Annotated in this window: 17 protein-coding genes; 16 read left to right on the top strand and 1 reads right to left on the bottom strand. The window is 64.2% G+C overall.

The features are described from left to right. Positions 1-27: 27 nt before the first annotated feature. The 16 genes from flhF to ACK28C_RS06105 all read left to right on the top strand — a co-directional run bounded on the left by flhF (position 28) and on the right by ACK28C_RS06105 (position 16469). The gene (flhF, locus tag ACK28C_RS06030) at positions 28-1497 is read left to right on the top strand and encodes a flagellar biosynthesis protein FlhF (RefSeq protein WP_409152611.1); all 1470 of its coding nucleotides are present in this window, start codon (positions 28-30) and stop codon (positions 1495-1497) included. After that, a complete protein-coding gene (locus ACK28C_RS06035) occupies positions 1494-2399 on the top strand; it encodes a P-loop NTPase (RefSeq protein ID WP_409152612.1) in 906 nt (301 codons plus the stop codon). The genes flhF and ACK28C_RS06035 overlap by 4 nt, the downstream gene beginning before the upstream one ends. A 2-nt stretch (positions 2400-2401) precedes the next feature. Beyond that, on the top strand, positions 2402-3145 hold the full coding sequence (locus ACK28C_RS06040; RefSeq protein ID WP_208873427.1) for a flagellar brake protein: 744 nt from the start codon (positions 2402-2404) through the stop codon (positions 3143-3145). 1 nt (position 3146) lies between these two features. Further along, the gene (locus ACK28C_RS06045) at positions 3147-4259 is read left to right on the top strand and encodes a chemotaxis response regulator protein-glutamate methylesterase (protein WP_208873428.1); all 1113 of its coding nucleotides are present in this window, start codon (positions 3147-3149) and stop codon (positions 4257-4259) included. An 88-nt stretch (positions 4260-4347) separates the two neighbouring features. Further along, the gene (locus ACK28C_RS06050) at positions 4348-6426 is read left to right on the top strand and encodes a chemotaxis protein CheW (protein WP_409152613.1); all 2079 of its coding nucleotides are present in this window, start codon (positions 4348-4350) and stop codon (positions 6424-6426) included. Between the two features lie 14 nt (positions 6427-6440). After that, positions 6441-7076 (top strand): chemotaxis protein CheC, encoded by a 636-nt coding sequence (locus ACK28C_RS06055; RefSeq protein ID WP_409152614.1) that lies wholly within the window; start codon positions 6441-6443, stop codon positions 7074-7076. A 2-nt stretch (positions 7077-7078) separates the two neighbouring features. Further along, a complete protein-coding gene (locus ACK28C_RS06060) occupies positions 7079-7567 on the top strand; it encodes a chemotaxis protein CheD (RefSeq protein WP_409152615.1) in 489 nt (162 codons plus the stop codon). A 57-nt stretch (positions 7568-7624) separates the two neighbouring features. Next, positions 7625-8401, top strand: a complete 777-nt coding sequence (locus ACK28C_RS06065; RefSeq protein WP_208873430.1) for a sigma-70 family RNA polymerase sigma factor — start codon at positions 7625-7627, stop codon at positions 8399-8401. 60 nt (positions 8402-8461) lie between these two features. Continuing rightward, positions 8462-10084, top strand: a complete 1623-nt coding sequence (locus tag ACK28C_RS06070; protein ID WP_208873431.1) for a DUF342 domain-containing protein — start codon at positions 8462-8464, stop codon at positions 10082-10084. 101 nt (positions 10085-10185) lie between these two features. Beyond that, on the top strand, positions 10186-10521 hold the full coding sequence (locus ACK28C_RS06075; protein ID WP_015556780.1) for a hypothetical protein: 336 nt from the start codon (positions 10186-10188) through the stop codon (positions 10519-10521). A gap of 48 nt (positions 10522-10569) precedes the next feature. Then, positions 10570-11118, top strand: a complete 549-nt coding sequence (locus ACK28C_RS06080; RefSeq protein ID WP_208873432.1) for a hypothetical protein — start codon at positions 10570-10572, stop codon at positions 11116-11118. Then, positions 11108-11701: a hypothetical protein gene (locus tag ACK28C_RS06085; RefSeq protein ID WP_208873433.1), complete on the top strand. Its 594-nt coding sequence runs from the start codon at positions 11108-11110 to the stop codon at positions 11699-11701. The genes ACK28C_RS06080 and ACK28C_RS06085 overlap by 11 nt, the downstream gene beginning before the upstream one ends. A gap of 56 nt (positions 11702-11757) precedes the next feature. Continuing rightward, positions 11758-12198: a S1 RNA-binding domain-containing protein gene (locus tag ACK28C_RS06090; protein WP_015556782.1), complete on the top strand. Its 441-nt coding sequence runs from the start codon at positions 11758-11760 to the stop codon at positions 12196-12198. 72 nt (positions 12199-12270) lie between these two features. Further along, positions 12271-12870, top strand: coding sequence for a DUF501 domain-containing protein (locus tag ACK28C_RS06095; protein WP_208873434.1), 600 nt, complete (start codon positions 12271-12273; stop codon positions 12868-12870). Between the two features lie 395 nt (positions 12871-13265). Beyond that, entirely contained in the window at positions 13266-14753 is a 1488-nt protein-coding gene (locus ACK28C_RS06100; RefSeq protein ID WP_409152015.1) for a hypothetical protein, read from the top strand. A 303-nt stretch (positions 14754-15056) separates the two neighbouring features. Next, complete coding sequence (locus ACK28C_RS06105) at positions 15057-16469, top strand: hypothetical protein (RefSeq protein WP_409152616.1); 1413 nt, start codon at positions 15057-15059, stop codon at positions 16467-16469. On the opposite strand, the gene istB is transcribed toward ACK28C_RS06105, so the two are convergent. Beyond that, positions 16434-17141, bottom strand: coding sequence for an IS21-like element helper ATPase IstB (istB, locus tag ACK28C_RS06110; RefSeq protein ID WP_409152643.1), 708 nt, complete (start codon positions 17139-17141; stop codon positions 16434-16436). The genes ACK28C_RS06105 and istB overlap by 36 nt on opposite strands. Positions 17142-17188: the final 47 nt, after the last annotated feature.

Genomic DNA, 17188 nt, shown 5'->3' on the forward strand with positions numbered 1-17188 from the left:
GCGCCGGCGCGGCGGTCAACTCGAAGATTGCAGGGGTGGGGACGGACGATGCGGGTGGTCAATCAGATTACTTTCGAGGCGAAGGACGACGCCGACGCGATGCGCCTGGCCGTGGAGCGGCTGGGGCCGAACGCGGTGATCTTCTCCACGCGCACGGTGAGGACCGGAGGCGTGCTGGGCTTCTTTCAGCGCACGGCGCTTTTGGTCACCGCCGGGATCATCGAGGACAACGCGGAGGAGGGCAGGGCGAAGCCCAGGCCCCGGACGAAGGAGGCGCGCGACGACGGCACGACGAGGCGGGAGAACCTGATCGCCTTTCAGAAGCTCATGGAGTTCAGGGACAGGACGTCGGGCGGCGCGGCCAGGGCTCCGGTGGGGGAGGAGGGGTACCGCCCCCATGGCGCGGACGGCAACTCGCCGGAGGGCGACCGGGTGCAGATATCCCAGGAGGGGCTGCGCAGCGCCTATGGGCTGAGGCAGCCGGATGCCGCATCGCCCTCGTCTCCCGCTCCGGCTCCCTCCGCGCCGTCCCTCTCCGCGGGGGACGCGAAGAAGTTGATGGACGAGGTGGGGGCCCTCTCTCAGCGCGTGGAGGCCCTCTTCGCGCGGTTGGCCGCGGACGAGGGGCAGGCCCGGCCTCGGGTCGAGGAGGCTGCGGCTCCGGAGCCTCCGTCGTTTCATGCAGGGCTTCCGACGGCTCCCGTCGCGGAAGAAGCCGGGCTGAGCGCCGAGGACCGGGAGATCGAGCAGCGCCTGCGGGCCTCGGAGGTGGACGAGAAGTACGTCCGGAAGCTCCTGGCCGGCTATGGCGCCACCGACCGCTCCCAGCCCTTCACGGACTGGCTGGCCTTGCAGATCGCCTGCTCCGGGGACGGCGGCGGGGACGCCGTGGGAGGGCGCAAGGTGATGCTGCTGGGGTCCACGGGGGTCGGCAAGACCACGACCATCGCCAAGCTGGCGGCCATTCAGGCGCTTCTGGAGCACCGCAGCGTCCTGCTCCTCACGAGCGACACCTACCGCATTGCCGCGGTGGACCAGCTGCGCACCTATGCTAAGATATTGGGGGTGCCCATCGAGGTCGTCTTCGAGGCGGAGGCGCTGGAGTCCATCCTGAGCGGGCACGAGGGCGCCGACCTCGTGCTGCTGGACACGGCGGGGCGCGCCCAGAGGGACGCGAAGACCCTTGAGGTCTTCGAGTCCCTCTACGAGGCGTTTCAGCCGGATGCGGTGCATCTGGTGCTGGCGGCGAACATGAAGTACCGGGACATGCTGGACGTGACGAGGCGCCTGCCCGACATCCCGATCTCCCACCTGCTCTTCACCAAGCTGGACGAGACGGTCAGCTATGGAGCCATCTTCAACGTTCAGCAGGAGATGGGGCTTCCGGTGTCCTTCCTGACGGCGGGACAGAACGTGCCGAAGGACATCGAGGTGGCCACGGGCGCCCGCATCGCGGATTTCCTGATGACGCCGGAAGGGGAGCGCCTGACGGCATGAACGCCGCCGGGGATCAGGCCGGGGAGCTTCGCCGCCTCGTCAAGGAGAAGCGTCAGGCGGCCCGCCGGCGGGGCCGTCTGCGGACCGTCGCCGTCCTCAGCGGCAAGGGGGGCGTGGGAAAGAGCAACCTGGCGCTGTCCCTGGCCTGCGCCATGGCGGATCGCGACAAGCGGGTCGTCATCATGGACGCGGACCTCGGCCTGGCGAACCTGGACCTCCTCTGTGGGGTCAGCCCGCGGCACGACCTGTCGCACCTGGTGGAGGGCAGCCGCGGCCTGACGGAGGTGCTGACGCCCGTCCCACGGGAGGAGCGCGTGACGCTGCTGTCGGGGGGCGTGGGGCTGAAGGCCATGGCGGACCTCGACGACGACGCGCTGCAGCGGGTGTTCGGTGCACTGGAGGACCTCGAATCCCGTGCGGACCTGCTGATCCTGGACACGGGGGCGGGCATCCACCACGGGGTGCTGGCTTTCGCCCATGCGGCGGACCTGACGCTCCTGGTCACGACGCCGGAGCCCACCTCGGTGCGGGACGCCTACGGGGTCATCAAGTCCCTGGGGTCTGCGGAAGAAGGGGGGGAGCTCCTGCTGGTCGTCAACATGGCGGGCAGCAGGGCGGAGGCGCTGGATGTGGCGGACCGTATCCGCAGGGCGGCTGCGCGGTTTCTGGGGCGCTCTCCCTCCTACCTGGGCTGTGTGCTGCGGGATGCGTGCGTCGAGCGGGCGGTGCGCGGTCGGGGGATATTTTACCGCGCCTCGCCCTCCTCGTCGGCGTCGCGCTGCGTCGGGGAGCTGGCGGATGCGCTGCTTCAATGGGGGGAGGAAGGGCCGGTGCCACGCGAGGCGAGGGGGCTGAGGTCCTTTTTTCTGAGGCTGGCACGGGGCTTTTTTATGGAGAAATGACGATGGCGACAGAACAGGATCACGACAAGAACCTAAAGTTGATCAACTCCCTCATCGGCGCCAAGGCGGAGTTGACCTTCTCGACCGGCCTCTACAAGGGGAAGTACGCCTCGAGGCTCGAGGACGTCAAGTCGGCGAAGGAGGACGAGGGGCCGCTCCTGGGGATGGCGCACCCCATGTTCAAGGGGGCGCTCCTCCCCGTGGCCCGCAGCCTCGAACTCTCGCTGCGCCTCGAGGGCAACGCCTGCTTCTACCAGAGCCCGGCGGAGATCGTGCGCACGGTCGTCAACGTTCCGATCCCCCTGGTGTGGCTTCGACTCGACGCGCCGCTCGAGAGGGTGCAGCGGCGCATGTTCGTCCGCGTGCCCTGCGGGATCAAGGCGCGAGCCTACCTCCTGGAAGTGAACTCGGAGTATGAGGCCGCCGAGGCCGAGAGGCGGGGGGCGCCACTGCCGACCCCGCCGCAGGCCTGGTTCCCGCTCCTCCTGAACGACATCAGCCTGGGGGGCGTGGGCGCTCTGATCCAGAAGGAGCAGGCGGACATGTGCCGCCTTAAGGCGCGCTACCTCCTGCAGATGGCCGTCTCCGGGACGGAGTTCTTCGTCATCTGCGACGTGGTGACGGCCCAGAAGGACGAGGCGGGGCGGCTCTCGGCGGGCCTGTCCTACGAGGGGCTTCCCGCCTTCACGGAGAAGCTGATGGGCGCTTTTATCCGGCAGCAGGAATTGAACGGGCGAGGTTCGTAAGATGACGTCTTCTATTGACAGGAACGGGAGTGGCCGAAGGATCAGGGTGCTGGTGGTGGACGACTCGGCCCTGATGCGGCAGATGTTGGGCGACATCCTGAAATCGGACCCCCGCATCGAGGTGGTCGGGACGGCGCGGGACGGCGTGGAAGCCCTGGCGAAGATCGGAGAGCTCAAGCCGGACATTGTGACGATGGACGTCGAGATGCCCAACATGGGTGGCCTGGAGGCCCTGGAGCGGATCATGAAGACGACGCCGCTTCCGGTCATCATGGTCAGCAGCCTGACCCAGGAGGGCGCGGAGACCACGATGAAGGCGCTGGCCCTCGGGTGCGTCGACTTCGTGGGCAAGCCGTCGGGCTCCATCTCGCTGAACATCCGCAGCGTCGGCTCGGAGCTGATCGAAAAGGTGGTGGCGGCCAGCACGGCCTCCGTCCGCTCGCTGGCGCGGGGAGCGGGCGGAGCGGGGGCGATGCGGCAGCAGCCCCGCCCTCTTTTGGAGTCGCTGGCTGCGGCGCCCCAAGTTCCACGTCCCTCTACCCGGCGGCGGGAGATCGTGGCGATCGCCTCCTCCACGGGAGGGCCCATGGCGCTGTCCGAGCTGATCCCGAAGCTGCCGGGGAACTTTCCCGTCCCCATCGTCGTCACGCAGCACATGCCGCCGGGCTTCACGGCCTCCTTCGCCAAGCGGCTGGACGGGACCTCGGCGCTGAAGGTGGCGGAGGGGGCGGATGGCCTGGCGCTCAAGCCGGGGCTGGTGGTCATCGCGCCGGGCGGGAGCCACCTCGTCTTCAGGCGCAGGAGCGGCGCGGTGGTGTGCGAGCTCATGGATGCGCCTCCGGTGTTGTCTGTCAAGCCTGCAGCGAATATAATGTTCATGAGCGTGGCGGACGAGTTCGGCGGAAACGCCGTCTGTGTCGTCCTGACGGGGATGGGGCGCGATGGGACGGATGGGGCAACGATCCTGCACCGCAAGGGCGCCTGGGTGATCGCGGAGTCGCAGAAGACCTGCGTGGTGTACGGGATGCCGAAGGCGGCGGCGGAGGCGGGCATCGTGGACGAGGTGCTCCCGTTGAACGAGATCCCCGACGCCCTGATCAGAGCGGTGAAATGACGGTCCAGGAGACGGACGTTGCGCTTAAAAACGTGTCGGCGTTCCGGCACAGGGTTTTTGGATATCACGAGTTTGGGGATGGTAGATCATGACGGATATGGACATGAGCCAGTACCTTGGCGCTTTCCTGGATGAGACGGACGACAACCTTCAGAAGCTGGACGACCTCCTGCTGGCCCTGGAGAAGAACATGGTCGATATGGACGTCATCAACGAGATTTTCCGTGCCGCCCACACGTTGAAGGGGATGGCGGGGACCATGGGCTTCAACCAGATGATGGGGCTGACCCATGCGATGGAGGATCGTCTGGATGCGGCGCGCAAGGGGACGAAGCCCCTCGCGGAGGCGGACATCAACCTTCTGTTCTCCGGCCTGGACACGCTGCAGAACATGGTGGACTCCATCCGGAACGGCGGAAACGACGCGCACATCGACGTCTCGCAGATGGTGGCGAAGCTCCGCGGCGAGGCCCCCATGCCGTCCGAGGAACCTGCCGCGCCCGCCGCAGCCGCCGAACCCGCAGCCGCTGCCGCCTCGGAGCTCTCCCAGCAGGAGGCGGAGTGGGTCATGGAGGCCAAAGACTTGAAGATGACGGCGTTCAGCGTTCACGTCACGCTGAAGGAGAACTGCCTCCTGAAGGCGGCCCGCGCCTACATGGCTGTCAACCGCCTCGAGGAGCTGGGCAACCTCTTCAAGACGGAGCCCTCCGTCGAGGGCCTCGAGAACGAGCAGTTCGACCTCGACTTCATGGTCTACCTCGCCTCCTCCGAGTCCGCGGAGGATATCAAGAAGGCGGTGGAGAAGATCAGCGACATCGCCTCCGCCGACGTGAAGGAGATCAAGGCGGCGCCGGCCCCTGCCGCACCGACTGAAGCCGCTGCTGCACCCGCCCCTGCTGCGGTAGCCCCGGCTGCGCCCGCTGCCGCCGCTCCTGCGCCCTCCGCGGCCCCCGCGGCTGCGGCCCCGGCCGGCGCCACGGCTCAGAAGAAGGAGAACGCAGCGAAGAAGGCCAGCCAGACGGTGCGCGTGGACATCGGCCGGCTGGACAAGCTGATGAACCTGGTGGGCGAGCTTGTGATCAGCCGGGCCCGCATCGAGCGCCTGGTGCAGGAGGCGCGGCTCAGGGAGTTCGACGAGCCGCTGTCCCAGCTGGGCCGCATATCGGGCGACATCCAGGAGCTGGTGACGAAGCTGCGCATGGTCCCCGTGTCCTTCACCTTCGACCGCTTCCCGCGCCTGATCCGCGACCTCTCGAAGCAGCTGCAGAAGAACGTGGAGCTGGTGCTCGAGGGCGAGGAGACGGAGCTTGACCGCACCGTGATCGACGAGATCGGGGACCCGATGGTCCACCTGATCCGAAACTCCATGGACCACGGCATCGAGCGCCCCGCCGACCGCAAGGCGCTGGGCAAGCCCGAAAAGGGCACCCTGAAGATCTCCGCCTATCAGGAGGGCAGCGGCGTCGTCATCGAGGTGTCGGACGACGGCGCGGGCATCGATCCGAACCGAGTGAAGGCCAAGGCCGTCGAGCGCGGCATCATCACGCCGGAGCAGGCCGCCTCCATGAGTGACGAGGAGGCCGTCCAGATCGTGCTCCTTCCGGGCTTCAGCCTCTCCAAGGAGGTGACGGACCTCTCCGGGCGCGGCGTGGGAATGGACGCCGTCAAGAGCAAGGTGGAGGCACTGAACGGACAGTTCGACCTCGTGACGAAGCAGAACGAGGGGACCCACGTCTACATCCGCCTGCCCCTGACGCTGGCCATCGTCCTCTCCCTGCTCATCAAGGTGGGGGAGGAGACCTACGCCATCTCCCTCGAGAACGTGGAGGAGACGATCCTGGTCAGGAAGGAGAACATCAAGACGGTGCACGGCGCGCCGGCCACCATCCTGCGGGGCGAGGTCCTCTCCCTGAGCGACCTGGGCGAAGTTTTGGGCGCGGACGGCATCGAGCGGGACCGCGAGGAGTACCCCGTCGTGGTGGTGAAGATCGGCAAGAACAAGATCGGCTTCATCGTCAGCGAGCTGATCGGCCAGCAGGAGATCGTCATCAAATCCCTTGGCAGCTTCCTGTCGAAGATCGACGGGATCACGGGCGGAACGATCCTGGGCGACGGAAACGTGGCGCTGATCCTGGACGTGGCCTCCTTCTACTCCACCAAGGGCTAGTGTGGTGAACGGCCATGCTTGACCTGAGCTCTTTCAACAACATGCAGCTGGACGCCATCCGGGAGGTCGGCAACATCGGCACCGGAAACGCGGCGACGGCGCTCTCCAAGCTCCTCTCGTGCATGATCGACATGGACGTGCCGAAGGCGGAGCTGGTTTCCATCTATGACCTTGCCGGCCACTACGGGGACCCCAACCAGCAGATGGCCGCGGTCTTCGTCCGCTCCCTGGGGGAGTTCAGCTGCAGCCTCATCTTCATCCAGAAGGAGGAGGACGCGGACCTGATGGTGAACCTCCTCCTGAAGCAGCAGTTCGGGGCGGACAACATTCCAAAGGAGCTTCCGCAGGAGATGAGCGACAGCGCCCTGACGGAGGTGGGAAACATCATCCTGAGCTCCTTCCTGAACGCCATCAACCTCCTGATCGGGACGCAGCATCAGATATCCGTTCCGGGCGTGGCCCACGACATGCTCTCGTCCATCCTGGACGTCGTGGCCTCCATCTTCGGCCAGATGGGCGAGACGGCCCTGATGGTCAACACGGAGCTGAAGGTCGAGGAGACGGGGGACAAGCCGATCTCCGGAAACATCATCATGCTCCCGGACCCGGAGGCCCTTGAGCTGCTTTTGAGAAAGCTGCAGGTGCTCTAATTATGGAGAACAGCTACCTGCTTGGAATGGCCGACCTGGTGGTCGCCAACGCGCCTGCAAAGCTGGTGACCCTTGGCCTCGGCTCCTGCATCGGCCTCGTGGTCTTCGACACCGTCGCCAAGGTCGCTGGGATGGCCCACATCATGCTCCCCAACAGCCGCGGGGCTCAGGGCCTCGAAAAGGTTGGAAAGTTCGCGGACACGGCCGTGCCGGCGATCATCGACGAGATGATCCGGAAGGGCGCTTCGAAGTCCCGAATCAAGGCGAAGATCGCGGGCGGCGCTCAGATGTTTGCGCTCCCCGGCGCTCCGGCCGCCTTTCTGTCCGTCGGCGCCCAGAACGTCAAGGAGACGACCGCGGCGCTTTCGAAGATGGGCATCGTGCTGGTCGCCTCGGACACGGGGGGCAACAAGGGGCGGACGGTGGAGTTCTCGACGGAGAACTGGATGCTGAAGATCAAGACCCTGGGGAAGGGCGTCACGGATATCTGAGGAGCCGAGCTCTGATGCCAGCGCCCGGTTCCCGCGTTTTATGGTGGAGGTGACGCCTTGCGTCCGGAGGCCGCCGATGCGGCATTGTGGAAGGAGTACGCTGAGACCCGCTCCGAGGGGTGCCGGGAACGGATCGTGAAGCGCTATCTGCCCCTGATTCGGTACGTGGTGGGCCGGATGGTGGTGACGCCGCCGTCCGGCTTGGACTACGAGGATCTTTTGAGCTTCGGAATCTTTGGCCTCCTCGACGCGATCGAGCGCTTCGACCTGTCAAAGGGCTTCTCCTTCCAGACCTTTGCCGTGCCGCGCATTCGGGGTGCCGTGCTGGATGAGCTGCGCAAGTGCGACTGGTTTTCCCGAACGGGCCGGGAGAAGGTGCAGCGCCTCAACCGGGCGATGGAGAGGGTGCTGAGGGACCGTGGGCACCTGCGGGACGACTGGGTCATGCAGGAGATGGGCGTCGATGAGCGGACGTACCTCGAGGCCCAGGAGCTTGCCAGCCGGAGCTACATCGCCTCCCTCGACGAGGTCTCCATCCTCGAGGACGGAGAGGTCTCCATCGAGGCCACGCTGGCCGACGACCGGGAGGGGGCGCAGGAGCGCCTCGAGTCCGAGAGCGACCGGGAACAGCTCGTCGCTGCGATGAAGCGGCTCACGGAGAGGGAGCGGCAGGTCCTGTCCCTTTACTATTACGAAGGGCTTGCGCTGAAGGAAATCGGGCGCGTGCTGGGCGTGACGGAGTCGCGCGTCTCCCAGATCCATGGGCGCGCGTTGAGCGCGCTGCGGGCGGCGCTTCAGAGCGCGGAACCCAGGAGGGGCGTCCGGCGGCCTTGACCCGGCGCTGCCGGGGCCTCGAAGGCCGGCGTCCGGGGAGTGCGGCAAGGAGGGTGTGCAGTGGGAGATGCGAAAGCGAAGCTGAAGTTGGAGGCGAACGAGCAGGGGGTCTGGCTCTCCGCCTCCGGGGGGGACTTCACGCAGAACGACGTGGCCGGCCTCCTGAGGAACCAGGGGGTGCGCAAGTACGACCTGAAGGCCGTCGAGGCCTTTATCCGCACCAAGGGCGAGAAGCCCTGCAGGATCGCGCCGCGGGACCCCCTGGCGGAGCGGGACGCGGAGGTGATCGTGAAGCTCTCGCAGGACAACATGACCGCCTTCGTCCTGCTGGAGCCGCCCTTCTTCACGAAGCCCTGGCCCACGGCGGAGGGCGTTCGCCGTGCGCTGGAGGCCAGGAACGTGAGCTTCGGGATCGACGATGCCGCCATCCAGGACCTCGTGAGCCGGCGCTTTACGGACGACTACGTGGCGGTGGCCCGCGGCGTCCCTCCCGTGGAGGGCAAGAACGCCCGGATCGAATTGATCCTGGACCCGGACAGGCCGCCTGAGATCCGGGAGGGGGAGAAGATCGACTTCTGGAGCCGCAGCGCGCTGATCAACGTCCATCCGGGCGAGGTGGTGGCGGTGAAGCGCGCGGCGGTCCCCGGCCGGAACGGCTCCACGGTCGTCGGCATGACGCTTGCTGCCGCGGAGGTGAAGGACGCGGATTTTTCCTTCGGAGAGGGGCTGGCGCCGTCGGAGGACGACCCCCTGTCCCTCGTGGCGACGACGGAGGGGCAGCTGAAGAACCAGGGCGGCAAGCTGGTGGTGCTGCCGGAGCTTGAGGTTCGGGGCGACGTGGACTTCAGCGTGGGGAGCATCGACTTCACCGGCGCGGTCCGCATCAGCGGGTCGGTGCGGGAGGGCTTTCACGTCATCGCCAAGGGCAACATCGACGTGCGGGAGATGGTGGAGGGCGCGGAGGTGTACAGCGAGTCCTCCGTGACCATCAACGCGGGGGTCCGGGGCATGGGGAAGGCCACCATTCGGGCCGAGGGCGACGTGAATATCGGCTTTGCGGACCAGGCGACGATCCGCAGCGGCGGGACGATCACGGTGAAGAACGCCCTCCTGCACAGCCGCGTCTACGCGAAGCAGTCGGTCATCGTCCTCGGCGGCCAGAAGTCCCAGGTGGCCGGAGGCCGCATCGAGTGCGGCATGGAGTTCTCCTGTCAGGTGCTGGGCAGCGAGATGGGGACCAGGACGGAAGTCGTCGTGGGCTTTCCGCCGACCCTGATGGAGCGGAGGCGCGTCCTCCTGGCCGAGGTGGACCGCTGCAACGAGAACCTGGAGAAGATCGAGCCGAACCTGCTCTTCCTGAAGAAGCTGGAGGCGTCGGGCCAGATGGACAGCCAGAAGCGGGGTATGCTGATGAGCCTGATGAAGATGAAGTTTCAGCTTCAGGCTGCCGTGGAGAGCATGAGCGTGGAGATCAGGGACATCCAGCACGAGCTGGACGTCCTGAGCGAGAGCGGGATCGTCCGCGTCCGGGATATCTGCTATCCGGGGGTTCAGATCATCATTCGCGGCCTCACGTACCTGGTGCGGGAGAACTGCCGCTACACGGCCTTCGTCGCGGAGGAGGGCGCCGTGACGCTCAAGCCCTTCGACTACCGGCCCGCCGGGAAGGTCCAAAAGAGCTGACTGATATCGCTCTGTCCATACCTTTGAATGAATAGCGCGGGGCCGCCATCGGCGTCCTCCGGCGGAGGCCTCGCGCGCCCAAAGCCTTAGGGGGTGCTTGCATGGTCCAGCCGATCAGCCTTTTGATGTCGCAGTTTAACGTTGAGAACAGCGCACAGTTGACGCGGAGTGCCCTCGCGGCCGCCCAGGAGACAGGGCAGGGGCAGGAGGTGGTCCGCGACAGCCTGAGGCGCACCCAGATGGTGCAGGCCAACGAGGCCGCCGCCGGGGTTCGTAAGGTGCGCCGCCGTACCGACGAGGAGGAGCGCGAGGGCCGCAGGCGCGACGCTCGGGACTCCTTCGGGCGCTCCGAACCGAAGGGGGACGCGGAGGCCGGAGCGGTCCATGAGGCAGCCGCCGCGAAGGTCCAGGGCAAGGGCTTTGACTTCTATGCCTGAGGCGGCACAGCGGGGCACGGGGGCGAAGGAGCTGGAGGTGGGGTTTGCGTGACGGCATCGAATAACGGCCTTGGCTACATCGTGGTCGACGGCGAGGAGGGCCAGTTCCGTGGCGCGTCGTTGGTGGTGGACCTTCGGGGGATCCCCGTGGACTTTCGATACACGGACCCGATCCGCCCGACGAAGCTGGAGCGCATCCTCTACGGCAGCGCGCTGGACGTCTACCTCAGGGAGGAGCTGATCCTGCAGAGCCTGCTGGGGGCGGTGGAGACGAAGCCGCAGGTCTGGATCTGCGACGCGGAGGAGCTTCTGGCGCCGCTCAGGACGCTGGAGAAGGCGAAGTGCGTCATGCTCTCCGCCTCGACCCACTCGCCCCTCGAAAACGTCGGCAGCGTGGAGCCCATGGGGGACTCGAACGTCGTGCTGCTCCAGGCGGACGCGGTGAGCGCGCCCCTGCGCGCCGCGTTTTCCAGTGGCGTGCGGCAGGACGAGGTGCAGCAGACCGCCTCCCTATTGACGGATGCGGCGAAGACCATGGAGCTCCTGGAGCCATTCAGCCGGATCCGCAAGGCGCTGACCTCCCTGGGTGAGGAGTAGGGCGGTGGCGCTGGAGGAGATACGAAGCTATTTCGCCCGTCACGTCCTCGGCCGCCTGAGGGTGCGCTGCGGCACGCCGGCCATGGAGCCCCCCGCGGTGGGGACGCTGCGGCGCTCGGCGGAGGTCCATCCGATGCGCACCCGGATGCAGGTGAAGGCCCCTGCCCTCCTGTCCTTCCACGGCGGGATCGAGTGCTCGAGCCGGGGCTTTCGCTTCTCGCGGGAGCTGGTGCGTGTGCGTGGGGAGAAGGTGCGGCGGCGAGTCCCCACGGTGGCCGCGGTCCAGGCGTCCCTAGTCCGCGGCGCCCGGCCCAGGGACGGGCTGCGGCGGGCCCTGGCCCTCCCCCAGGAGCGGGTCAACCGCCTCACCGCGCGGACTCCCAGGCCCAACCTGCCGGGCGTGGCGGTGCTGGCGTGGTACGGTCCCCTGATCGAGGGAGCTGTGGTAAAATTGGCCCTGAACCGGCAGCGGGGAACGCTGTTTATCTGGTATAATCCTCGCAGCAGGCATTTCAAACCGGCGGGGCTGTTCCTCTGCAGACGCCTCGGCGCCGGGGCGAAGCCGGAGTGGCTCTGGGTGTGACGGGCGGGCCTGTCGCCCGATATTTTGAACTCACTAAATGGGGGTTTGTGTTGCAAATGAGCGAGGAGAAGAGGGAGGATACTTCTTCGGTCAGGGTGGGCGACCTGGTGGACTGCGTCGTGTCGCAGATCATGCCCTACGGGGCGTTCGTCAACCTGACAGAGTCCGGGAAGCGGGGGATGATCCACATCTCTGAACTGTCCTTTAACTTCGTCAAGAAGGTTGAGGACGTCCTCTCCCTGCAGCAGAACGTCAAGGCAAAAGTCATCAAGATCGACGACAAGGGACGCATCGACCTCTCCCTGAAAAAGGCGGAGGAACGTCCCATGGTGCAGGTGCCGCTCTCTCGCGACGAGAAGGACAGCTTCGAGAAGAAGATGGCCTCCTTCCTGAAGGTGAGCGAGGCCAAGATCGCGGACCTGAACAGCAAGTCGAGCAAGTCGGGCGCCCCTAGGTCCGGCCGCAGGAAGCCGGGCGGCGGGCGACCGCGCGGCTGAGGCGCGGTTTTTGCGGTGAAGGTCTATTTCGACCCTGTGGGGAGGCGGACGCCTCCCCTTTTTTACGCGCCTTTGACGGAGTCGGAACTGGAGCGGGTGTGCCGCCAGATGGCCGGGCATCGGTTTGATCCCTCGGTCGTTCTGGGGGGGGCCGCGCCCTGTCCGTTGGGCGGCTTCCGCGTGCTGGTCTGTGCGCCCCTCTCCAGGGCGGGCGGGGTGCTGAAGCCCTTCCCCACGACCTTCTGGCTGACCTGCCCGCACCTGAACCGCCGGGTGGGTACGGTGGAGTCCGCCGGAGGGGTGAGCGCGCTGGAGGCGTGGCTGACGGAGCGCGTGCCGGAGGCGTGGCTGCGTTACAGCCACCTCCACGCCCTGCTGCGACTGGGGTTGCTGGGAGTCAGGGGCCTGAAGGCCCTGCGGGCGTCGTGCCCCCCCATGCTGGAGGCCCTGGCCCGCGGGGGCGTCGGCGGGGTGCGGGGCGGTGGCTCGGTCCGCGTCAAGTGTCTGCACCTGCAGGTGGCCTCGTGGCTGGCGCTGGGGCACCATCCAGGCGCGGAGTGGCTTCAGGAACAGGGGCTGGGCAACCCCTGCGACGGCCGGATCGGGTGCGCGCTGCGGGCACCTCGCACAAAATACGGGATTTCCCCCCAAATCCACGGGCAAAGTTTTTAACGTGCGTCGGGGTCAAGTTTGCACATTTTTTACTGCACCTGATGGGTGCAAGGCTAGAGTCGGCTTAATCTGTACTACGACGAGCTTGATACCTGATAAGGTTGTCGCAACCTGCGGATTTGGGTTCCCCCCCAACCCACAGGCAAAGTTTTTAACGTGCGTCAGAAAGCGGTTTTATGCGTTTTTTGCTGCACCTGACGGGTGAGAGGTCAGAGTCAGGTTAACCTGTGCTATGACGGGCTTGATCCTTGATAAAACTGCTGCAACCTGTGGATTTGGGTTCCCCCCCAACCCGCGGGCAAAAAAACAGCACCTTGCAGGGACTGTTTGCAAAAACAGTGTTAAGCTTAAGTCACCAAACAATAAGCCATCACCTGCGAGGTGCGAAGACCATTATGCCATACAGACGACCAAAAATCGAGGTTAAGACGACAGACAAGATGCAGGACATCACCCCTTTTGCCGGCCTTTTCCCCGTTATCGAACTTTGGAATCGGCTCCATCTTGACGAAGTCATCGATACTTTCATAGGAATCAGGAAGGACAAAGGGTACCGGGACTCCGAGCAGCTTCTGTCGATGGTCCTGCTGAACCTCAGCGGCGGCAGAGCCGTGGAACACCTGAAGTTTTTGAAGGAGCAGGCGGGGCTGAAGAAAGTCTCCCTGCCGTTTCCATCTCCGACGTCGGCCCGGGACTACGCCAGCTGTTTTCATAACGAATCGGAGGACCGGGAGCGGGGTCATGGTCGTTCCTTTATCCCGGCATCGAATGAGGCGCTGAGGGGATTTGAGGAGGTGCACCGCCATCTTCTGAGGTGCGCGTTCGAGGCGTCCGTGCAGGAGGAGTTGACGCTGGACCAGGACGCGACGTTCATCGAGACGGAGACGAGCGGGGCGTTGTACAACTACCAGGGGAAACGGAGTTACGAGGCGTTGAACGTGTACTGTCCGGAGTACGACCTGCCTGTGGCGACGGAATACCGGGACGGGAATGTGAAGCCTGGGCACGGACAGCTGGAGCAGTTGCAGGGGGTATTGGCGCATCTTCCTGCGGGAGTGAGGAAGGTGAGGTACCGTTCGGACAGTGCGGGTTACCAGACGCGTCTTTTGCGCTATCTGGCGGAGGGTCAGGATGCGCGTTTCGGGGTGATCGAGTTTGCGATCTCGTGTCCTGTATACAGGGATTTCAGGGAGGCGGTGGAGGCAGTTTGTGAGAAGGATTGGCGCCCTTTGGGCAACGGCCAGGAATGGGCGGAGGTCGTCTATGCGCCACAGTCTTTGAGTCTCGACAAGAAAGGTCCGACGTACCGTTTTCTTGCCATTCGCGAGGCATTCGAGTTGGAGGGATCGGGAAAGAAGCTTCGACTGTCTCAGGAGCTGCAGGACTCACGGCAGCTGTTCATACCGGAGCTGATCGACGACCTGGAGTCTGAGAACGCCAAGGTGAAGAAGCTGCATCTGACGGAGCTTGGCGGCCACGTATACAAGGTGTTTGGTATCGTGACGAACCTGTTGGATTGGGAGGGAGGAGCGGTAATCCGGTGGTATCGTGAGCGGTGCGGCAAGTCAGAGGAAGTGCACCGTATCCTGAAGGAGGACCTGGGCGGCGGGCACGTCATCTCGCACCGATTTGGGTCGAACGCGTTCTGGTGGAATGTGTCGGTGCTGTCTCTGTCGCTGCACAGTTTGTTAAAGCGTCTGCTTCTGCCTGAAGCGTTGAGGAGTTACCGTCCCAGGACGCTGCGATTTTTGTTTTACACGAGCATAGGGCGTATGGTGCGCCATGCGCGCCGCATGGTGCTGCAGGTGAAAGGGGGAGTTGTGGGGAGTTGGTTTCTGGGAGCGTACCGGAAGCTTGAGAAATTGGCTATCTCGCTGGAATGAGCAGGAGAACGCCGGGCCAATAGCCGAGAGGGGGTGTGGGTGCGAGCCCACGCTGACGGGGTTATTGTGAGAACGGGAAGATATTTCCGTATTTAAAGGCAGCGGAGGGGTGAACAGCCCATTTTTTAAAACTTTTCCTCTGCCTGGCCCTTTACTTTGCCCGCACTTTGCGTTCCCGTGGATTTGGGGTTTTCCCCAACCCGCGGGCAAAAAAACAGCACCTTGCAGGGACTGTTTGTAAAAACAGTGTTAAGCTTAAGTCACCAAACAATAAGCCATCACCTGCGAGGTGCGAAGACCATTATGCCATACAAACGACCAAAAATCGAGGTTAAGACGACGGACAAGATGCAGGACATCACCCCTTTTGCCGGCCTTTTCCCCGTTATCGAACTTTGGAATCGGCTCCATCTTGACGAAGTCATCGATACTTTCATAGGAATCAGGAAGGACAAAGGGTACCGGGACTCCGAGCAGCTTCTGTCGATGGTCCTGCTGAACCTCAGCGGCGGCAGAGCCGTGGAACACCTGAAGTTTTTGAAGGAGCAGGCGGGGCTGAAGAAACTCCCCCTGCCGTTTCCATCTCCAACGTCGGCCCGGGACTACGCCAGCTGTTTTCACAACGAATCGGAGGACCGGGAGCGGGGTCATGGCCGTTCCTTTGTCCCGGCATCGAATGAGGCGCTGAGGGGGTTTGAGGAGGTGCACCGCCATCTTCTGAGGTGCGCGTTCGAGGCGTCCGTGCAGGAGGAGTTGACGCTGGACCAGGACGCGACGTTCATCGAGACGAAGACGAGCGGGGCGTTGTACAACTACCAGGGGAAACGGAGTTATGAGGCGTTGAACGTGTACTGTCCGGAGTACGACCTGCCTGTGGCGACGGAATACCGGGACGGGAATGTGAAGCCTGGGCACGGACAGCTGGAGCAGCTGCAGGGGGTACTGGCGCATCTTCCTGCGGGAGTGAGGAAGGTGAGGTACCGTTCGGACAGTGCGGGTTACCAGACGCGCCTTTTGCGCTATCTGGCGGAGGGTCAGGATGCGCGTTTCGGGGTGATCGAGTTTGCGATCTCGTGTCCTGTATACAGGGATTTCAGGGAGGCGGTGGAGGCAGTTTGTGAGAAGGATTGGCGCCCTTTGGGCAACGGCCAGGAATGGGCGGAGGTCGTCTATGCGCCACAGTCTTTGAGTCTCGACAAGAAAGGTCCGACGTACCGTTTTCTTGCCATTCGCGAGGCATTCGAGTTGGAGGGATCGGGAAAGAAGCTTCGACTGTCTCAGGAGCTGCAGGACTCACGGCAGCTGTTCATACCGGAGCTGATCGACGACCTGGAGTCTGAGAACGCCAGGGTGAAGAAGCTGCATCTGACGGAGCTTGGCGGCCACGTATACAAGGTGTTTGGTATCGTGACGAACCTGTTGGATTGGGAGGGAGGAGCGGTAATCCGGTGGTATCGTGAGCGGTGCGGCAAGTCAGAGGAAGTGCACCGCATCCTGAAGGAGGACCTGGCCGGCGGGCACGTCATCTCGCACCGATTTGGGTCGAACGCGTTCTGGTGGAATGTGTCGGTGCTGTCTCTGTCGCTGCACAGTTTGTTAAAGCGTCTGCTTCTGCCTGTCAAGCGACATGCAAAATTGACCCATGGGCGACATCGAAAACTGACCCCCCTTGAGCCCTGTTCATTGTCCTGCGATATCCTGCTCCTTTCGCATTAAGCCCGAACGGCGCTTTTCAAGCAGCCGATAACTGCCCCCCCGAAGCGTCACCACCGTCGAGTGGTGCAGCAGGCGGTCTAAAGTTGCAGTGGCCACGACGTTGTCTCCAAACACGTCCCCCCATTCCGATACGCTCCGGTTACTCGTCAGAAGAAGGCTGCCCCTCTCGTATCTCCTGGACACAAGCTGAAAAAACAGGTGCGCGCTTTCGCGCTCAAGGGGAAGGTAACCCAGCTCGTCTACTATCAGCAGCTTCGGCTTGCTGAAAAAGGACAACCGCTCCTCAAGACGAAGCTCATTCTTGCTCTTGCTCAGACTCGCCAGCAAGGCAACCGCCGTGGTGAACAGAACCGAGTAGCCCCGCTCTATCGACGCTCTGCCCAGAGCTATAGCCAGATGCGTTTTACCCACTCCGGGCGGTCCCAGAAAAAGCAAACTGTCCCCATTCGCCACCCACCGACAGTGACTCAGCTCCTCAAGCTGACGACGGTCCGCTGAACTCGATCCCCAATCGAAACCATCAAGCGTCCTCACACACGGGAAGTGGGCGATCCTCAGCCCCATCTGGATTCGACGGATGTCCTTATGCCGCGCCTCCTCGCAGCAAAGACGGTACAAAACCTCGCGGTAGCTCAGCCCCTCCTTGGACGCTGCGTCCAACAAAGTATCCAGATTCTCTCGATGTCAGGCGACAGTATAAACTGACCCATAGGCGACAG

It is taken from the genome of Fretibacterium fastidiosum (assembly GCF_964642095.1).
GTDB classification, from domain to species: Bacteria; Synergistota; Synergistia; order Synergistales; family Aminobacteriaceae; genus Fretibacterium; species Fretibacterium fastidiosum.

What these genes read in the sequence shown, in the direction of transcription:
- ACK28C_RS06090 (WP_015556782.1), top strand. Translation starts at nt 11,758, where the DNA reads ATGAGCGAGGAGAAGAGGGAGGATACTTCTTCGGTCAGGGTGGGCGAC.
- ACK28C_RS06045 (WP_208873428.1), top strand. Translation starts at nt 3,147, where the DNA reads ATGACGTCTTCTATTGACAGGAACGGGAGTGGCCGAAGGATCAGGGTG.
- ACK28C_RS06060 (WP_409152615.1), top strand. Translation starts at nt 7,079, where the DNA reads ATGGAGAACAGCTACCTGCTTGGAATGGCCGACCTGGTGGTCGCCAAC.
- ACK28C_RS06055 (WP_409152614.1), top strand. Translation starts at nt 6,441, where the DNA reads ATGCTTGACCTGAGCTCTTTCAACAACATGCAGCTGGACGCCATCCGG.
- ACK28C_RS06075 (WP_015556780.1), top strand. Translation starts at nt 10,186, where the DNA reads ATGGTCCAGCCGATCAGCCTTTTGATGTCGCAGTTTAACGTTGAGAAC.
- ACK28C_RS06050 (WP_409152613.1), top strand. Translation starts at nt 4,348, where the DNA reads ATGACGGATATGGACATGAGCCAGTACCTTGGCGCTTTCCTGGATGAG.
- ACK28C_RS06040 (WP_208873427.1), top strand. Translation starts at nt 2,402, where the DNA reads ATGGCGACAGAACAGGATCACGACAAGAACCTAAAGTTGATCAACTCC.
- ACK28C_RS06105 (WP_409152616.1), top strand. Translation starts at nt 15,057, where the DNA reads ATGCCATACAAACGACCAAAAATCGAGGTTAAGACGACGGACAAGATG.
- ACK28C_RS06035 (WP_409152612.1), top strand. Translation starts at nt 1,494, where the DNA reads ATGAACGCCGCCGGGGATCAGGCCGGGGAGCTTCGCCGCCTCGTCAAG.
- ACK28C_RS06100 (WP_409152015.1), top strand. Translation starts at nt 13,266, where the DNA reads ATGCCATACAGACGACCAAAAATCGAGGTTAAGACGACAGACAAGATG.